The 14,814-nt window shown below is 70.3% G+C and carries 17 protein-coding genes and 3 tRNA genes; 5 read left to right on the plus strand and 15 right to left on the minus strand.

The features are described from left to right. Positions 1-31: 31 nt before the first annotated feature. From BLW14_RS12625 to BLW14_RS12650, 6 genes are all read right to left on the minus strand, one after another. Positions 32-928, minus strand: a complete 897-nt coding sequence (locus BLW14_RS12625; RefSeq protein WP_093707166.1) for an SCO4651 family lipoprotein — start codon at positions 926-928, stop codon at positions 32-34. Positions 929-1,086: 158 nt separating this feature from the next. After that, positions 1,087-1,809 carry a 50S ribosomal protein L1 gene (rplA, locus tag BLW14_RS12630; RefSeq protein WP_018519321.1) on the minus strand — a complete coding sequence of 241 codons (723 nt, stop codon included), beginning with the start codon at positions 1,807-1,809 and terminating at the stop codon, positions 1,087-1,089. A gap of 80 nt (positions 1,810-1,889) precedes the next feature. Then, the gene (gene rplK, locus BLW14_RS12635) at positions 1,890-2,324 is read right to left on the minus strand and encodes a 50S ribosomal protein L11 (protein ID WP_010058817.1); all 435 of its coding nucleotides are present in this window, start codon (positions 2,322-2,324) and stop codon (positions 1,890-1,892) included. A 176-nt stretch (positions 2,325-2,500) separates the two neighbouring features. Then, positions 2,501-3,322, minus strand: a complete 822-nt coding sequence (gene nusG, locus BLW14_RS12640; RefSeq protein ID WP_093707168.1) for a transcription termination/antitermination protein NusG — start codon at positions 3,320-3,322, stop codon at positions 2,501-2,503. 71 nt (positions 3,323-3,393) lie between these two features. Continuing rightward, entirely contained in the window at positions 3,394-3,681 is a 288-nt protein-coding gene (gene secE / locus BLW14_RS12645) for a preprotein translocase subunit SecE (protein WP_093707170.1), read from the minus strand. A gap of 106 nt (positions 3,682-3,787) precedes the next feature. After that, positions 3,788-3,860 (minus strand) — tRNA-Trp (locus tag BLW14_RS12650). Positions 3,861-4,084: 224 nt separating this feature from the next. Here BLW14_RS12650 and BLW14_RS12655 point away from each other — a divergent pair. Together BLW14_RS12655 and BLW14_RS12660 are read left to right on the plus strand one after the other, a co-directional pair. Next, entirely contained in the window at positions 4,085-5,311 is a 1,227-nt protein-coding gene (locus BLW14_RS12655; protein WP_093707171.1) for a pyridoxal phosphate-dependent aminotransferase, read from the plus strand. A 124-nt stretch (positions 5,312-5,435) separates the two neighbouring features. Continuing rightward, positions 5,436-6,458, plus strand: coding sequence for an adenosine deaminase (locus BLW14_RS12660; protein WP_093707173.1), 1,023 nt, complete (start codon positions 5,436-5,438; stop codon positions 6,456-6,458). Between the two features lie 4 nt (positions 6,459-6,462). Here BLW14_RS12660 and BLW14_RS12665 read toward each other — a convergent pair whose 3' ends face one another. Further along, entirely contained in the window at positions 6,463-7,062 is a 600-nt protein-coding gene (locus BLW14_RS12665) for a TetR/AcrR family transcriptional regulator (protein WP_093707176.1), read from the minus strand. 88 nt (positions 7,063-7,150) lie between these two features. Between BLW14_RS12665 and BLW14_RS12670 the strand changes: the two genes are divergently transcribed. Then, on the plus strand, positions 7,151-7,786 hold the full coding sequence (locus BLW14_RS12670; protein ID WP_093707178.1) for an NAD(P)-dependent oxidoreductase: 636 nt from the start codon (positions 7,151-7,153) through the stop codon (positions 7,784-7,786). 26 nt (positions 7,787-7,812) lie between these two features. Here the strand turns inward: BLW14_RS12670 and BLW14_RS12675 are convergent, their stop codons facing one another. The 8 genes from BLW14_RS12675 to BLW14_RS12710 form a co-directional block, all read right to left on the minus strand. Then, positions 7,813-8,868 carry a UDP-N-acetylmuramate dehydrogenase gene (locus BLW14_RS12675; protein WP_093707179.1) on the minus strand — a complete coding sequence of 352 codons (1,056 nt, stop codon included), beginning with the start codon at positions 8,866-8,868 and terminating at the stop codon, positions 7,813-7,815. Between the two features lie 71 nt (positions 8,869-8,939). Beyond that, positions 8,940-10,394: a DHA2 family efflux MFS transporter permease subunit gene (locus BLW14_RS12680; protein ID WP_093707181.1), complete on the minus strand. Its 1,455-nt coding sequence runs from the start codon at positions 10,392-10,394 to the stop codon at positions 8,940-8,942. Between the two features lie 78 nt (positions 10,395-10,472). Beyond that, the gene (locus BLW14_RS12685; protein WP_093707183.1) at positions 10,473-11,021 is read right to left on the minus strand and encodes a TetR/AcrR family transcriptional regulator; all 549 of its coding nucleotides are present in this window, start codon (positions 11,019-11,021) and stop codon (positions 10,473-10,475) included. 135 nt (positions 11,022-11,156) lie between these two features. Next, positions 11,157-11,585 carry a MaoC family dehydratase gene (locus BLW14_RS12690; RefSeq protein WP_093707185.1) on the minus strand — a complete coding sequence of 143 codons (429 nt, stop codon included), beginning with the start codon at positions 11,583-11,585 and terminating at the stop codon, positions 11,157-11,159. Beyond that, positions 11,585-12,037 (minus strand): MaoC family dehydratase N-terminal domain-containing protein, encoded by a 453-nt coding sequence (locus tag BLW14_RS12695; protein ID WP_018519332.1) that lies wholly within the window; start codon positions 12,035-12,037, stop codon positions 11,585-11,587. Before BLW14_RS12695 ends, BLW14_RS12690 begins: the two co-directional genes overlap by 1 nt. A gap of 133 nt (positions 12,038-12,170) precedes the next feature. Beyond that, a complete protein-coding gene (gene rpmG, locus BLW14_RS12700) occupies positions 12,171-12,335 on the minus strand; it encodes a 50S ribosomal protein L33 (RefSeq protein WP_003956487.1) in 165 nt (54 codons plus the stop codon). An 88-nt stretch (positions 12,336-12,423) separates the two neighbouring features. Continuing rightward, positions 12,424-12,496 (minus strand) — tRNA-Met (locus BLW14_RS12705). Positions 12,497-12,541: 45 nt separating this feature from the next. Further along, positions 12,542-12,614, minus strand: a tRNA-Thr gene (locus BLW14_RS12710). Positions 12,615-12,829: 215 nt separating this feature from the next. Between BLW14_RS12710 and BLW14_RS12715 the strand changes: the two genes are divergently transcribed. Then, the gene (locus tag BLW14_RS12715; protein ID WP_093707187.1) at positions 12,830-14,086 is read left to right on the plus strand and encodes an amidohydrolase family protein; all 1,257 of its coding nucleotides are present in this window, start codon (positions 12,830-12,832) and stop codon (positions 14,084-14,086) included. Between the two features lie 34 nt (positions 14,087-14,120). Further along, positions 14,121-14,777 (plus strand): SDR family oxidoreductase, encoded by a 657-nt coding sequence (locus BLW14_RS12720; RefSeq protein ID WP_093707189.1) that lies wholly within the window; start codon positions 14,121-14,123, stop codon positions 14,775-14,777. The last annotated feature ends 37 nt before the right edge of the window (positions 14,778-14,814 follow it).

Here is a 14,814-nt window from a genome sequence, read left to right on the forward strand (position 1 = left end):
TCCCGGGAGGTTTGAACCCGGCGGGACCGGGTTACGAGGCGGCGCCCTGCTGCTGCTTCATCAGCTCCGCGAAGTCGACGGTCTGGTCGGCCGGCGGGCGCTCGACGGAGACCTTGGTGCCGTAGTCGCTGTAGTACACCGTGGAGTTGAGCTCGCCGGTCTTCATCTGGCCGCGCTCGGTCTTCTTCACCAGCAGGTCGTTGTCGTCGACCCAGATGTCGACGGTCTCCGTGGTGATCCCCGCGTCCGCCAGCTGCTTCTTGAAGGCGTCGAGCTCGTCGGCGCTGAGGCTGCTGTTCTTGGCGGTCAGGGCGGCGACGTCGACGGTGCCCGCGTAGTGCGTGGTGCTGACGCCGCGGACGTCCTCCTGACCGACCTTCTTCACGTCACCGGAGGCCAACAGCGACTTCACGCCCTGCTCGGGGGTGCTGTTCTGCATCTGATCCTTCAGCGCCGCCCCCGAGGCGCCGGCCATCTTCTCCAGGTCGTCGTAGCTGTAGCTGATCCAGCGCTTGCCGCCGGTCTGCTGGGACATGGCCTCGCCCATGTCCGCCGCGTACCCGTCCTTGAAGTAGCGGGCCTCCATGGTGCCGCTGCCGCCGGCCTGCTTCATGGCGTCCGCCATGGTGCCGCCGGTGTACGTGATCTTCATGGAGCCGGTGATCCCGTCGGACCAGTCCATGACACCCGCCTGCTTCATGGACATCGTGCTGCCCATGGCGGTGTCGCCCTCGATCCGCGCCGACTGTGCCTGGCCCGTCTTCTTCTGAACGGCGACCAGCGCGGCGATCGGATCGACCTTCGCCACAGAGCTGCCGGCGCTCTCCTTGTTGCCCCCGTCGTCCGATCCACCACAGGCCGCGACCGACGTCAGCGCCGCCACCACGGCCACGGACAGACCCACGCGCCGTACGTTATTGGTCAGCATCTCTGATCCCACCCCTCGTTCGACTCTCGGTTACCCACGCTAACGCAGGGCACCGACAACCATGTCCACGTACGAATGAGGACGGGCCCCGCACCTCGAGAGGTTGCGGGGCCCGTCCCATGTCACACGTGACGCGACGGTCGTTCGAGCGCGAGGGCTCAGACGGCGGCCGGGTCCTCCTCGACAAGGAGGTTACGGGTGCGGTTGGAGTCCAGCGGAATGCCGGGGCCCATCGTGGTGGCCAGCGCGGCCTTCTTGATGTAGCGGCCCTTGGCGGCGGACGGCTTCAGACGGAGGACCTCTTCCAGCGCCGCTGCGTAGTTCTCCACCAGCTTGGTCTCGTCGAAGGAGACCTTGCCGATGATGAAGTGCAGGTTCGAGTGCTTGTCGACGCGGAACTCGATCTTGCCGCCCTTGATGTCGTTGACAGCCTTCACGACGTCGGGGGTGACGGTGCCGGTCTTCGGGTTCGGCATCAGACCACGCGGACCGAGCACGCGGCCGAGGCGGCCGACCTTGCCCATGAGGTCCGGGGTCGCGACGACGGCGTCGAAGTCCAGACGGCCCTTCGCCACCTCGTCGATGAGCTCGTCGGAGCCGACGATGTCGGCCCCGGCGGCTTCCGCGGCCGCAGCACGGTCACCGGTCGCGAAGACCAGGACCCGGGCGGTCTTGCCGGTGCCGTGCGGGAGGTTCACGGTGCCGCGGACCATCTGGTCGGCCTTGCGCGGGTCGACACCCAGGCGGAAGGCGACCTCGACGGTGCCGTCGAACTTCGTGGAGGCGGTCTCCTTGGCGAGACGGACGGCCTCGAGCGGGGCGTACAGGCGCTCCCGGTCGATCTTGGCGTCCGCAGCGCGGAGGTTCTTGCTGCGCTTCACTTCTACTCCTGATGGTTTCAGAGTGTGGAGTCGTGGTGCGGACCAGCGCTTGGTCCTACCACTGAGGGGGTGGGGCTGAATCAGCCTTCGACCGTGATGCCCATGGAACGGGCGGTGCCGGCGATGATCTTCGACGCGGCGTCGAGGTCATTGGCGTTCAGGTCGGGGAGCTTCGTCGTGGCGATCTCGCGGACCTGGGCAGCCGTCAGCTTGGCGACCTTGGTCTTGTGCGGCTCGCCGGAGCCCTTGTCCACACCCGCGGCCTTGAGGATCAGCTTGGCGGCCGGCGGAGTCTTGGTGATGAAGGTGAAGGAGCGGTCCTCGTAGACCGTGATCTCCACCGGCACGACCATGCCACGCTGCGACTCGGTCGCGGCGTTGTAGGCCTTGCAGAACTCCATGATGTTGACGCCGTGCTGACCCAGTGCGGGGCCGACCGGCGGGGCCGGGTTGGCCGCACCGGCGTTGATCTGGAGCTTGATAAGCCCCGTGACCTTCTTCTTCTTGGGAGGCATGTGCTCTCTCCGGGTCCTAGTGAGAGTTTTTCGCCGTCATCCGGTCATCCGGATGCAGGCATACCGCACAACGATAACGGGTATAGCTGCGCGACCAAAAACCAAGCAGGTCAGACCGGCTTCGACAGCCTGTCTGACCTGCTCGGTAGGCATGTGTCCAGAAGCGAGCGGAAAGCTCAGTTCTTCTGGATCTGGTCGAAGCTCAGCTCGACCGGGGTCTCGCGACCGAAGATCTCGACGAGGCCCTTGACCTTCTTCGAGTCGGCGTTGATCTCGTTGATCGTCGCCTGCAGCGTCGCGAACGGGCCGTCGGTGACGGTGACCGAGTCGCCGACCTCGAAGTCGAGGACCTCGACGGTGACCTTGCGGGCCGGAGCCGGCCTGCCCTCGGCCTCGGCGGCCTCGCGCGCGGCCTTCTCCTCGGCCTCCGGAGCGAGCATCTTGACGATCTCGTCCAGCGTCAGCGGGTACGGGTCGTAGGCGTTGCCCACGAAGCCGGTGACACCGGGGGTGTTGCGGACGACGCCCCAGGACTCGTTCGTCAGGTCCATGCGCACCAGGACGTAGCCCGGGAGCTTGTTCTGGCGGACGTTCTTGCGCTCGCCGTTCTTGATCTGGACGATTTCCTCCTCAGGCACCTCGGCCTGATAGATGAACTCCTCCACGTTCAGCGAGACGGCACGCTGCTCCAGGTTGGCCTTCACACGCTTCTCGTAACCGGCGTACGTGTGGATGACGTACCAGTCGCCCGGCAGACCGCGGAGTTCCTCGCGCAGGGCGGTGACGGGGTCGACGGGCTCGGCCGGCTCGGCCTCCTCCTCGTCGGCCGCGGCCTCGGTCTCCTCGGCGGCGGCCTCGGGGGCCTCGTCGGTGTCGGCGGCTTCGGCCTGGTCCGACTCCTCGGCGTCCGCCGCCTCGACGATGTCGAGCTCGTCCTCGGCGGACTCGAAGGCGCCCGCCGTCGGCTCGACGGCGTCGTTCAGGTTCGGGTCAGACACGGTGGCTTCTTCCTGGATACATATGGGTGGAACATGCGAAAGGGGCGCCCATCAGGCGCCCTTCGCGTGGATCAGCCGAAGACGTACTTGACGACCCGCGCGAATCCGAAGTCAATCACGGTTACGAGGCCAATCATGACGACTACGAACGCAATCACCACAGTGGTGTACGTCGTCAGCTGGTTGCGCGTCGGCCAGACGACCTTGCGCAGCTCCGCGATGATCTGGCGGTAGAAGAGCGCGAGACGGCCCAGAGGGCCCTTCTTTCCGCGCTTACCGCCCTTCCGAGTCTTCTTCTTCGACTCGGGGGCCTCGTCCTCGGCATCAGGCTTGTCGATGGAGCCCACGGCGTCCGTCACGCTTCTCACCTGATTCCGGGTCATGGCCGTGCCGCGCCCGGTGGAGCCGCACGGCGGTGCATTGAAGTACGTACATGCGCACACATCCTGGCGAAGGAGTGTGTAGCAGGGCCGGAGGGACTTGAACCCCCAACCGCTGGTTTTGGAGACCAGTGCTCTACCAATTGAGCTACGACCCTTTGTGGATTCCACCAACCTACCGCATGTTCCCGGATGACCCGAGTGCAGGAACGGTGCGGCTGGTGAAGGCCAACGACAGGAGAGTGTACGTGCTCAGGGGCCCGGCGTCGAACAGAAAGCTCCTGATCGCTCCTGGTCCCTTCCTGTCCGCATGCTGTCCGAGTGCTGTCCGGTCCCTGAAACCCCTGTGCCGACGCGGAAAACGGTCTGCGAGCATGGGGGCATGAGCGCTGCTACTTCTCCGTCCGAGAGCCGGGTCTCCGCCCGCATCGGTGCCATCTCCGAGTCCGCCACCCTCGCCGTCGACGCCAAGGCCAAGGCCCTCAAGGCCGCCGGCCGTCCGGTGATCGGCTTCGGTGCGGGCGAGCCCGACTTCCCGACGCCCGGCTACATCGTCGACGCCGCCGTCGAGGCCTGCCGCACCCCGAAGTACCACCGCTACACGCCGGCGGGCGGGCTCCCCGAGCTCAAGGCCGCCATCGCGGAGAAGACGCTGCGCGACTCCGGTTACGAGGTCGACGCCTCTCAGATCCTGGTGACCAACGGCGGCAAGCAGGCGATCTACGAGGCGTTCGCCGCGATCCTCGACCCGGGCGACGAGGTCATCGTCCCGGCCCCGTACTGGACCACCTACCCCGAGTCGATCCGGCTGGCCGGCGGCGTCCCGGTGGAGGTCGTGGCCGACGAGACCACCGGTTACCGGGTCTCGGTCGAGCAGCTGGAGGCCGCCCGCACCGAGCGTACGAAGGTCGTCCTGTTCGTCTCCCCGTCGAACCCGACCGGTGCGGTCTACAGCGAGGCGGACGCCGAGGCGATCGGCCGCTGGGCCGTCGAGCACGGCCTGTGGGTGATGACCGACGAGATCTACGAGCACCTGGTCTACGGCGACGCGAAGTTCACCTCGCTCCCGGCGATCGTGCCCGAGCTGCGCGACAAGTGCATCGTGGTCAACGGCGTCGCCAAGACGTACGCGATGACCGGCTGGCGCGTCGGGTGGATCATCGGCCCCAAGGACGTCGTGAAGGCCGCGACCAACCTCCAGTCGCACGCCACGTCCAACGTCGCCAACGTCTCGCAGGCCGCCGCGCTGGCCGCCATCTCCGGGAACCTGGACGCGGTCGCCGAGATGCGCACCGCGTTCGACCGGCGCCGCAAGACCATCGTGCGGATGCTCAACGACATCGACGGCGTGTTCTGCCCGGAGCCCGAGGGCGCGTTCTACGCCTACCCCTCGGTCAAGGAGCTGCTCGGCAAGGAGATCCGCGGCAAGCGCCCGGCGACCTCGGTCGAGCTGGCGGCGCTGATCCTGGACGAGGCCGAGGTGGCGGTCGTCCCGGGCGAGGCGTTCGGCACGCCGGGCTACCTGCGCCTGTCGTACGCGCTGGGCGACGACGACCTCGTCGAGGGCGTCTCGCGGCTCCAGAAGCTGCTGGGCGAGGCGAAGGCGTAACTCCGCACCCTTCCCGTAAAAGCGACCCCCGATGTCCGGATCGGGGGTCGCTTTCGCGTTCGAGGGGGCACTCGATGGGGAAAGCGGCTACCGCGCCGCCCCGTCCGTGCGGCAGGATCTTGAAATGGAACGTGATGTACGGCTGCTGCCCAAGGCCCACCTGCACCTGCACTTCACCGGGTCGATGCGGCCCACGACGCTGCTGGAGCTCGCCGACAAGTACGGGGTGCGGCTGCCCGAGGCCCTGACCGGCGGCGAGCCGCCCAAGCTGCGCGCGACGGACGAACGGGGCTGGTTCCGCTTCCAGCGGCTCTACGACATCGCCCGGTCCTGCCTGCGGGCTCCCGAGGACATTCAGCGCCTGGTGCGCGAGGCCGCCCAGGAGGACGTGGCGGACGGCTCCGGCTGGCTGGAGATCCAGGTCGACCCCACCTCGTACGCGCCCCTGCTGGGCGGGCTGATCCCGGCGATCGAGATCATCCTGGATGCCGTGGACGCCGCCTCCCGTGAGACCGGGCTGCCGATCCGGGTGGTCATCGCGGCGAACCGGATGAAGCACCCGCTGGACGCCAGGACCCTCGCGCGCCTCGCCGTGCGGTACGCGGACCGGGGCGTCGTCGGCTTCGGCCTCTCCAACGACGAGCGGCGCGGGATGGCCCGCGACTTCGACCGGGCCTTCGCCATCGCCCGGGAGGGCGGCCTGCTCGCCGCCCCGCACGGCGGCGAGCTCTCGGGCCCTTCCAGCGTCCGGGACTGCCTGGACGACCTCGACGCGGCCCGGGTCGGGCACGGTGTGCGGGCGGCGGAGGACCCCCGGCTGATGCGCCGGCTGGCGGAGGCCGGGGTGACCTGCGAGGTGTGCCCCGCGTCGAACGTGGCGCTCGGCGTCTACGAGAAGCCCGCCGACGTACCCCTGCGCACTCTGTTCGACGCCGGGGTGCCGATGGCGCTCGGCGCGGACGACCCGCTGCTCTTCGGCTCCCGCCTGGCCGCCCAGTACGACCTGGTGCGCCGCCACCACGCGTTCACGGACGAGGAACTGGCCGAGCTGGCCCGCCAGTCGGTACGAGGGTCCTCGGCGCCCGAGCCGGTGCGGACGGAGCTGCTGGCGGGCGTGGACGCGTGGCTGGCGGAGCCGGTGGCCTGAGCCCTCAGTCCGCCAGGCCCCGGAGCAGGGTGCGGGCCAGGGACGCCGCGAAGTCGTCGAGCGGCTGGGGCGGTTCGCCGTCCGCCGTGGCGTCGTAGGCGAACGCGCGCTGGGCGCAGGCTCCCAGGAGCAGTGAGGCGGCCGCGTAGGTGTCGGCGTCGGCCCGGACGCGGCCGGCGGTCTGTTCGGCCCGCAGATACGTGGCGACACCGCGGATGGGCAGGTGGGGGCCGGTACCCAGCTCGCGCATGGCCGCGTCGTGGCGCTCCTTGAGCGTCGGCTCCGCGTACAGGGAGGCGGCGATCGGGAAGCTCTGCTCGTAGAACAGGGCGGCCTGGCGGGCGATGACGGCGAGGTTCTCCTCGACCGACCGCTCCCCCGCACCCGGGTCGTCGGTGAGCTGCCGCAGGTCGATCTTCGGCAGCCGCTCCTTGAGGACCACGACGAACAGCTCCTCCTTGCTGAGGAAGTGCTTGTAGAGCGCGGCCTCCGAGCACCCGGCGGCCTTGGCGATCTCCTTGGTGGTGGTGCGGGCCAGGCCCTTGGTGAGCATGAGCTGATGGGCGGCGTCGACGAGACGAACGCGGGCCGGCTTCTGCTCCATGTGTGCTCCAACAAAGCTTGACGGGTGGGTGAATACCCACTCACTCTAGAGGTGAGTGAATACTTACCCACCTTGGGAGGGGTGTGTCATGAAGCTCACGGTGTTCGGCGCGACAGGCGGTATCGGTCAGGAGATCGTCCGCCAGGCGGTGGCGGCGGGGCACGAGGTGACGGCGGTGGTCCGCGATCCCGCCAGGCTCGCGGTCCCGCTCTCGGACGTCACCGTCCACACGGCGGCCCGGGTCGACGACCCGGAGGCGCTGCGCGAGGCGGTGGCGGGCCGGGACGCGGTGCTCTCCGGCCTCGGCGCGAAGGGCCGCAAGGCGGACGGGATCGCGGAGCGGCTGACCCGCTCCGTGCTGACGGCGATGGAGGCGGAGGGCGCCCGGCGGCTGCTGGTGGTCAGCGCCGCCCCGGTCGCCCCGCAGCCCGCCGACGACCCGCTGCTCGACCGGGTGATGCTCTCGATGATCGGCGCGATCCTCAAGGAGGTGTACGCGGACCTCACGGCGATGGAGGCGGCACTGGCGGCCTCCGCCACGGACTGGACGTCGGTCCGGCCCCCGAAGCTCACGAACGGGCCGCTGACGGGCACGTACCGGACGGTCGTCGGCGGCAACCCGCGCAGCGGCCGGTCCATCTCGCGGGCCGACGTGGCCCACGCGATGCTGGCGCTGATCGACGATCCGGCGTCGGTGAAGCAGGGCGTGGGCGTCGCGTACTGAGCGGCCCGGCCCGCCCCACGAGGGCCCTACAGGCTCACGCCCACCGTCACCGGTTCGTTGACGAGGGTGACGCCGAAGGCGGCGTGCACCCCGTCGACGACCTCGCGGGCCAGCGCGAGCAGGTCCTCCGTGGTCGCCGCGCCCCGGTTGGTGAGGGCGAGGGTGTGCTTGGTGGAGATGCGGGCGGGTCCGGTGCCGTAGCCCTTGGTGAAGCCGGCCCGGTCGATGAGCCAGGCGGCGGAGGTCTTGGTGCGCCCCTCACCGGCCGGGAAGGCGGGGGGCGCGACCTCGGGGCCGAGCCGGTCCGCGACCCGGGCCAGGAACGCGTCGAACTCGGCCTGTTCCAGGATCGGGTTGGTGAAGAAGGACCCGGCCGACCAGGTGTCGTGGTCCTCCGGGTCGAGCACCATGCCCTTGCCGGCGCGCAGCCGGAGGACGGTTTCGCGGGCGGCGGCCGCGGGAACGCGGTCACCCTCCTCGACGCCCATGGCCCGCGCGGTCTCGGGGTACTTCAGGGGCGCCGAGAGCCCGCCGGACTCCTCCAGGCCGAAGCGGACGCGCAGCACCACGTACCGGTCGGGTTCGGCCTTGAAGCGGCTGTGCCGGTAGGAGAAGTCGCACTCGGAGTTGGGCAGGACGACCGTTTCGCGGGTGCGCCGGTCGTAGGCGACGACCTCCGTGATGGTGGAGGACACCTCCTGCCCGTACGCGCCGACGTTCTGGATCGGCGTGGCGCCCGCGGAGCCGGGGACGCCGGCCAGGCATTCGAGGCCCGCGAGGCCGGCCTCCACGGTGCGGGCGACGGCGTCGGTCCAGACCTCGCCGGCGGCCAGTTCCAGGGAGCCGCCGTCGAGGACGAAGCCCTTGGTGGCGATGCGCAGGGCGGTGCCCTCGAAGCCCTTGTCGCCGATGACCAGGTTGCTGCCGCCGCCGATGATCAGGAGCGGGGTGCCGCTGTCGTCGGCCTCGCGCACGGCGCCGACGACCTCGGCGTCCGTGGTGGCGGTGAGGAGCCGGGTGGCGGGGCCGCCGAGCCGGAAGGTGGTCAGGGGGGCGAGGGGAGCGTCGTGGAGTTCCTGCACGGGGACAAGAGTACGGTCCGTGGCCCCGCCGCTGGGCGGGGCCACGGACCGTATCGGGTGTACGGGGCGCGTCAGGCGGGGACGGAGACCCGCTCCTCGGCGGGCTCCGCGGCCTCGGCCGCCTCCGTGGCGGGCTCGGACTTCGCGGCGGCGCGGCGGCCCGGGATCATCAGGGCGACGAGCGCGGCCAGGGCGACGACTCCGGAGCCGATCCAGACGGCCGGCACGGTCCCGTCGGTGAAGGACCGCGCGGATTCGAGGCCGCCCTGCGAGGCGAACACGGTGGTGAGCACGGCGACTCCGAGGGCGCCGCCGACCTCGCGCAGGGCGTTGTTGGCGCCGGACGCGATGCCCTGCTCACCGGGGCGGACGCTGGACATCACCAGGCTGGCGGCCGGGGCGAAGTACAGGGCCATCCCGATGCCGCCGACGATCAGGCCGGGCAGCTGCGAGACGTAGGAGGCGTCCGGGGAAATGGCCATGGCGAAGAGGGCGAGACCGGCCGCCTGGAGGGCGAGACCCGTGACGACCACCGGACGGCCGCCGAATCGGTCGGAGAGCATTCCGGCGATGGGGGCGACGAGCATCGGCATTCCGGTCCAGGGCAGCATCCGCAGTCCGGCCTCGGTGGGCGAGTAGCCGAGGACGCCCTGGAGGTACTGGCTGAGCAGGAAGATCGAGCCGAACATCCCGAGGTACATCAGCATGCTGGAGATGTTGATCCCGAAGAAGCCGCGGTCCCGGAAGAGGCGCATGGGCAGCATGGGCTTGCGGCCGCGGAAGCCGTGGCCGATGAAGGCGCCGATGAGCGCGGTGCCGGCGACGAGTGAGGTCAGGACGGTCGGGTCGGTCCAGCCGTCGGCGTTGGCGTTGACGAGGCCGTAGACGATCCCGAAGAGGCCGCCGCTGACCAGGAGGGTGCCGGGGATGTCGAGCCGGGCGCCGGGGGCGTACGACTCCGCGAGGCGGAAGCGGGCGAGCGGCAGCAGGAGCAGGCCGACCGGCACGTTGAGCCAGAAGATCCACTGCCAGGAGATGTGCTCGGTGAGGCTGCCGCCGATCAGGGGTCCGCTGGCCACGGCGAGGCCGGTCGCGGCGCTGAAGATGCCGAGCGCCATGCCGCGGCGGGCGGGTTCCACGGCGGCCGTGAGCAGGGTGAGGGTGAGCGGCATCATGATCGCGGCGCCGACGCCCTGGACCGCGCGGAAGGCGATCAGTTCGTTGATTCCGGGCGAGAGAGCGGCCGCGGCGGAGGCTCCGGTGAAGACGGTGAGCCCTGCGAGGAAGAGCCGGCGGCGGCCGAAGCGGTCACCGAGGGCGGCGCCGAACATCAGCAGGACGGCGAAGGTCAGCGTGTAGGCGTTGACCGTCCACTCCAGCTCCTCCATCTCTCCGCCGAGGCTCTCGCGGATGGACGGCAGGGCGGTGGTGACGACGAGGTTGTCGAGGGCCGCCATGAATCCGGCGACGCTGGTGATGACGAGTGCCCAGGCCGCTCCTGCGCGGCCGGTCGTGTGCTGGTTCACTGCTCCCCCTGGAGGGTTAGTTATTGATGACTAACTTTCGCGGGCAGAAAACCGGGCCGAACCCGGGTGGGACGTCTTTCAGTCGACCGGCTGGGCGGAGGCGTAGAAACCGGACCAGATCCGGTGTCCGGCCGGGAAGCCGAGCGAGGTCAGCGTGTTGGCGAGCATGCCGTACGCGAGGAACGTGGTGGCGTCGTTGACATCGGCACCGAGCGCGAGGTTGACGGAGTCGAACAGCTCCAGCCAGCCGGCTCGCACCGACTCGCCGAACTCGTGGTCGCCGGCCGCCTCGGCGGCGGCGACTGCCGCGTACACCTGCATCTGCATGAGCAATTTGTCGGGGTCGTCGGCGATCAGCCGCTGGTACGCGCGGGCCATGGAGTGGAGCGCCTCTTCGCCCTCCAGCCCCTGGGCCGCCTTCTCGAACACCTCTCGCGTCTCCAGGAGGCAGCGCTCGGCCGCCGCGAGGAACATCGCCTGCTTGTTGGGGAAGAGGCGGAAGAGGTACGGCTGCGAGACACCCACACGCTTGGCGATCGCCTCGGTGGAGGTGGAGCTGTACCCGCCGCGGGCGAACTCGGTGACCGCCGCGCGGATGGCGCTCTCGCGCCGCTCATCTGCACTCATCCTTGCCATGCCCCAAAGTTATTGCTCAATCACTAACTTTGTCAACCGGGACGGTGGAGCGGGTCGCGAGCAGGGGTACGGGTAAGGGGCACGGCCCATTGGACCGTGCCCCTTGCGTCAGGCCGTTCGCACCGGTCAGGCGAGCTGCACCACGGCCCGGGACATGCCCAGGACCTTCTTGCCGTCGCTCATGACCGTCAGGTCGACCCGCACCCGCCGGTCGTCCAGCAGGGCAGCCACCTTGCCGGTGACCTCGATCTGCGCGCCCTTGTCGTCGTCCGGGACCACCACGGGCTTCGTGAAGCGCACGCCGTACTCCACGACCGCGCCGGGGTCGCCGGCCCAGTCCGTGACCACCCGGATCGCCTCGGCCATCGTGAACATGCCGTGCGCGATCACATCGGGCAGCCCGACCTCGCGCGCGAAGCGCTCGTTCCAGTGGATCGGGTTGAAGTCGCCCGAGGCACCCGCGTACTGCACGAGCGTCGCCCGGGTGACGGGGAAGGTCCGCGCCGGCAGCTCCGTACCGACCTCGACCGCCTCGTAACTCACCTTCGCCGTCATCACGCCTCCTCGGCGGCGCGCGCCACCAGCTTCGTCCAGGCGGTCACGACCAGCTCACCGGACTCGTCGTGGACGTCACCGCGGACGTCCAGGATGTCGTTGCCCGCCATGGACTTCACGGCCTCGATCGTCGACGTGACCGACAGTCGGTCCCCCGCGCACACCGGGCGCACGTAGACGAACTTCTGATCGCCGTGCACCACCCGGCTGTAGTCCAGGCCCAGCTGGGGGTCCTCGATGACCTGGCCCGCGGCCTTGAAAGTGATCGAGAACACGAAGGTCGGCGGCGCGATCACGTCGGCGTGGCCGAGCGCCTTTGCGGCCTCGGGGTCGGTGTAGGCGGGGTGGGCGTCGCCCACGGCTTCGGCGAACTCGCGGATCTTCTCCCGTCCGACCTCGTACGGCGCGGTGGGCGGATAGGTCCGTCCCACGAAGGACTGGTCGAGCGCCATGAACTCGCAACCTCCTGATGAAAGAACGACTGGGCCGGCCTGTGACGGCGTCCGGCACCATTCAACGCCAAACCCGCCGCACAACGACACGAGGCCGCCCCCCGAAGGGGACGGCCTCGTGTACGAGCCTGATTCAGCGCGTTTCGCGGTGCGCAGTGTGCGAGTTGCAGCGCGGGCAGTGCTTCTTCATCTCAAGACGGTCCGGGTTGTTACGCCGGTTCTTCTTGGTGATGTAGTTCCGCTCCTTGCACTCCACGCAGGCCAGCGTGATCTTCGGGCGGACGTCGGTGGCAGCCACGTGAGTGCTCCTTGGACGGACGATGGACGGATGAACGCAAAAAAGAGTAGCCGATCGAAGGACCGACCCCACAATCGGCTACTGTTAGTAGCGGTGACCGGACTTGAACCGGTGACACAGCGATTATGAGCCGCTTGCTCTACCGACTGAGCTACACCGCTTTGATGACGAGGCCCCCCGCCGAAGCGGGGTTTCCCGATCACCAGAGCCCCAATGCGGAATCGAACCGCAGACCTTCTCCTTACCATGGAGACGCTCTACCGACTGAGCTATTGGGGCGAGCGAGGAAGACATTACACGCTCGGTCGCCGATCGCCCAAATCCGTTTCGCGGCACCCGCCCGACCCTGTCCCGTACCCCGCTCGGAGCGCCTGCACACCGCTGATCAGCAAGGCCGCACCCGGTACGACTATTGCGCTCCTCCTCGAACCGGACGGGGCACGCCCCTAGGCTCTTATCACTCTGCGTGATCTTGACCCCTTCCCAGGAGCACGATGCCCGACAGCCAGCCGCGGCAGCCCGACGACCGCGCGGCCGATACCACCGGCGCCCCGGAGACCTCCGCGCTGACGCTCTCCGGCGCCCGCCTCGCCGACGGCCGCGTCGTGGACGTACGGGTCTGCGGCGGCCGCATCGAGGCCGTCGGCACCGCGGGCAGCCTCACAGCCCCCGGCGCCCGGCTCGACCTGCGCGGCCACCTCCTCCTCCCCGCCCCCGCCGAGCCGCACGCCCACGGCGACACCGCGCTCACCGCCGACGGCTCCGGGCCCGCCTCCCAGCACCCCGAGGACATCCAGCGGCGCGCCACCGAGGCCGCCCTGCTCCAGCTCGGCCACGGCGCGACGGCCCTGCGCTCCCACGTCCGGATCGGCGACGTGCAGGGCCTGGCGGCGCTGGAGGCCGTCCTCCAGGCCCGGCGCTCCCTGCGCGGCCTGGCCGACCTGACCCCGGTCGCCGTCCCCCGGCTCCTCACCGGCGCCGCCGGGGCGGGCAACCTGGCCATGCTCCGCGACGCGGTGAAGATGGGCGCCGCGGCGGTCGGCGGCTGCCCGGACCTCGACCCGGATCCGTCCGGCTACGTCGAGGCCGTCCTGGAGGTCGCCGCCGAGCACGGCTGCCCGGTGGACCTGCACACGGACGGCGACGACCCCGCCCGGCTGGCCCGGTTCGCCTCGCTGGCCGGCGGCATGCGCCACGGGGTCACCATCGGCCCCTGCGCGGGCCTCTCCCGCCTCCCCCGCGACGCGGCCGCCCGGATCGCGGGCCAGCTGGCCGCCGCCGGTGTGAACGTGGCCTGCCTCCCCCAGGGGCCCTGCTGCGGCGCCGAACACCGGGGCACCGCCCCCGTACGGCTGCTGCGCGACGCCGGGGTCCGGGTGGCCGCAGGCAGCGGAGCCCTGCGCGATCCGGCCAATCCGGTGGGGCGCGGCGACCCGCTGGAGGCGGCGTTCCTGCTGGCCTCCCAGGGCGGACTGCGCCCCGAGGACGCGTACGCGGCGGTCTCCACCGAGGCCCGGCACGTGATGGGGCTGCCCGAGGTCCGCGTCGAGGCGGGCTTCCCGGCCGAACTGCTCGCCGTACGGGGCGAAGGGATCGCCGGGGCGCTGTCGCTCGCGTACAGCCGGATCGTGGTGCACCGGGGCCGGGTGGTCGCCCGTACCAGCGCGGTGCGCGAGTACTGCGACTCGGAGGCCGGGAGCGGACCGGGTCTTCCCCGCCAGGGACGGCCGGAATCCACCGGCGGGCCGTGAGCACGGCGGCCCGCTCCGGCGTACCGTCGGTCGTATGCGCATTGTCATCGCAGGTGGACATGGTCAGATCGCGCTGCGGCTGGAGCGGCTGCTCGCTGCACGCGGGGATGAGGCGGCCGGCATCATCCGCAATCCCGGACAGAGCGAGGACCTCCGTAGGGCGGGCGCCGAACCCGTGGTGCTGGACCTGGAATCGGCCACGGTCGACGAGGCCGCCGAGGTGCTGCGCGGCGCCGACGCGGCGGTCTTCGCGGCCGGCGCGGGCCCCAACAGCGGCACGGCCCGCAAGGACACGGTGGACCGCGGCGCGGCCGTGCTGTTCGCGGACGCGGCGGAACGGGCGGGGGTGCGGCGCTACGTCGTGGTCTCGTCCATGGGCGCGGACCCGGACCACGCCGGGGACGAGGTGTTCGACGTGTACCTGCGGGCCAAGGGCGCGGCGGACGCGGACGTACGGTCCCGCTCCGGTCTGGACTGGACGATCCTGCGCCCCGGGATGCTCACCAACGACGCCGGCACCGGCCAGGTCCTGCTCGCCGCGTCCACGGGCCGCGGCCCGGTCCCCCGGGACGACGTGGCGGCGACGCTCCTGGAGCTGCTCGACACCCCGGCCACGGCGGGCCTGACCCTCGAACTGATCGCGGGCAACGTACCGCTGGCGGTCGCGGTGAAGGACATCGCCGGCAACTGACCCGGACGACGAAGAAGGCCCCCGTCCGAAGGACGGG

The sequence above is a fragment of the Streptomyces sp. 2131.1 genome (assembly GCF_900105515.1).
In the GTDB taxonomy this organism is placed as follows: domain Bacteria; phylum Actinomycetota; class Actinomycetes; order Streptomycetales; family Streptomycetaceae; genus Streptomyces; species Streptomyces drozdowiczii.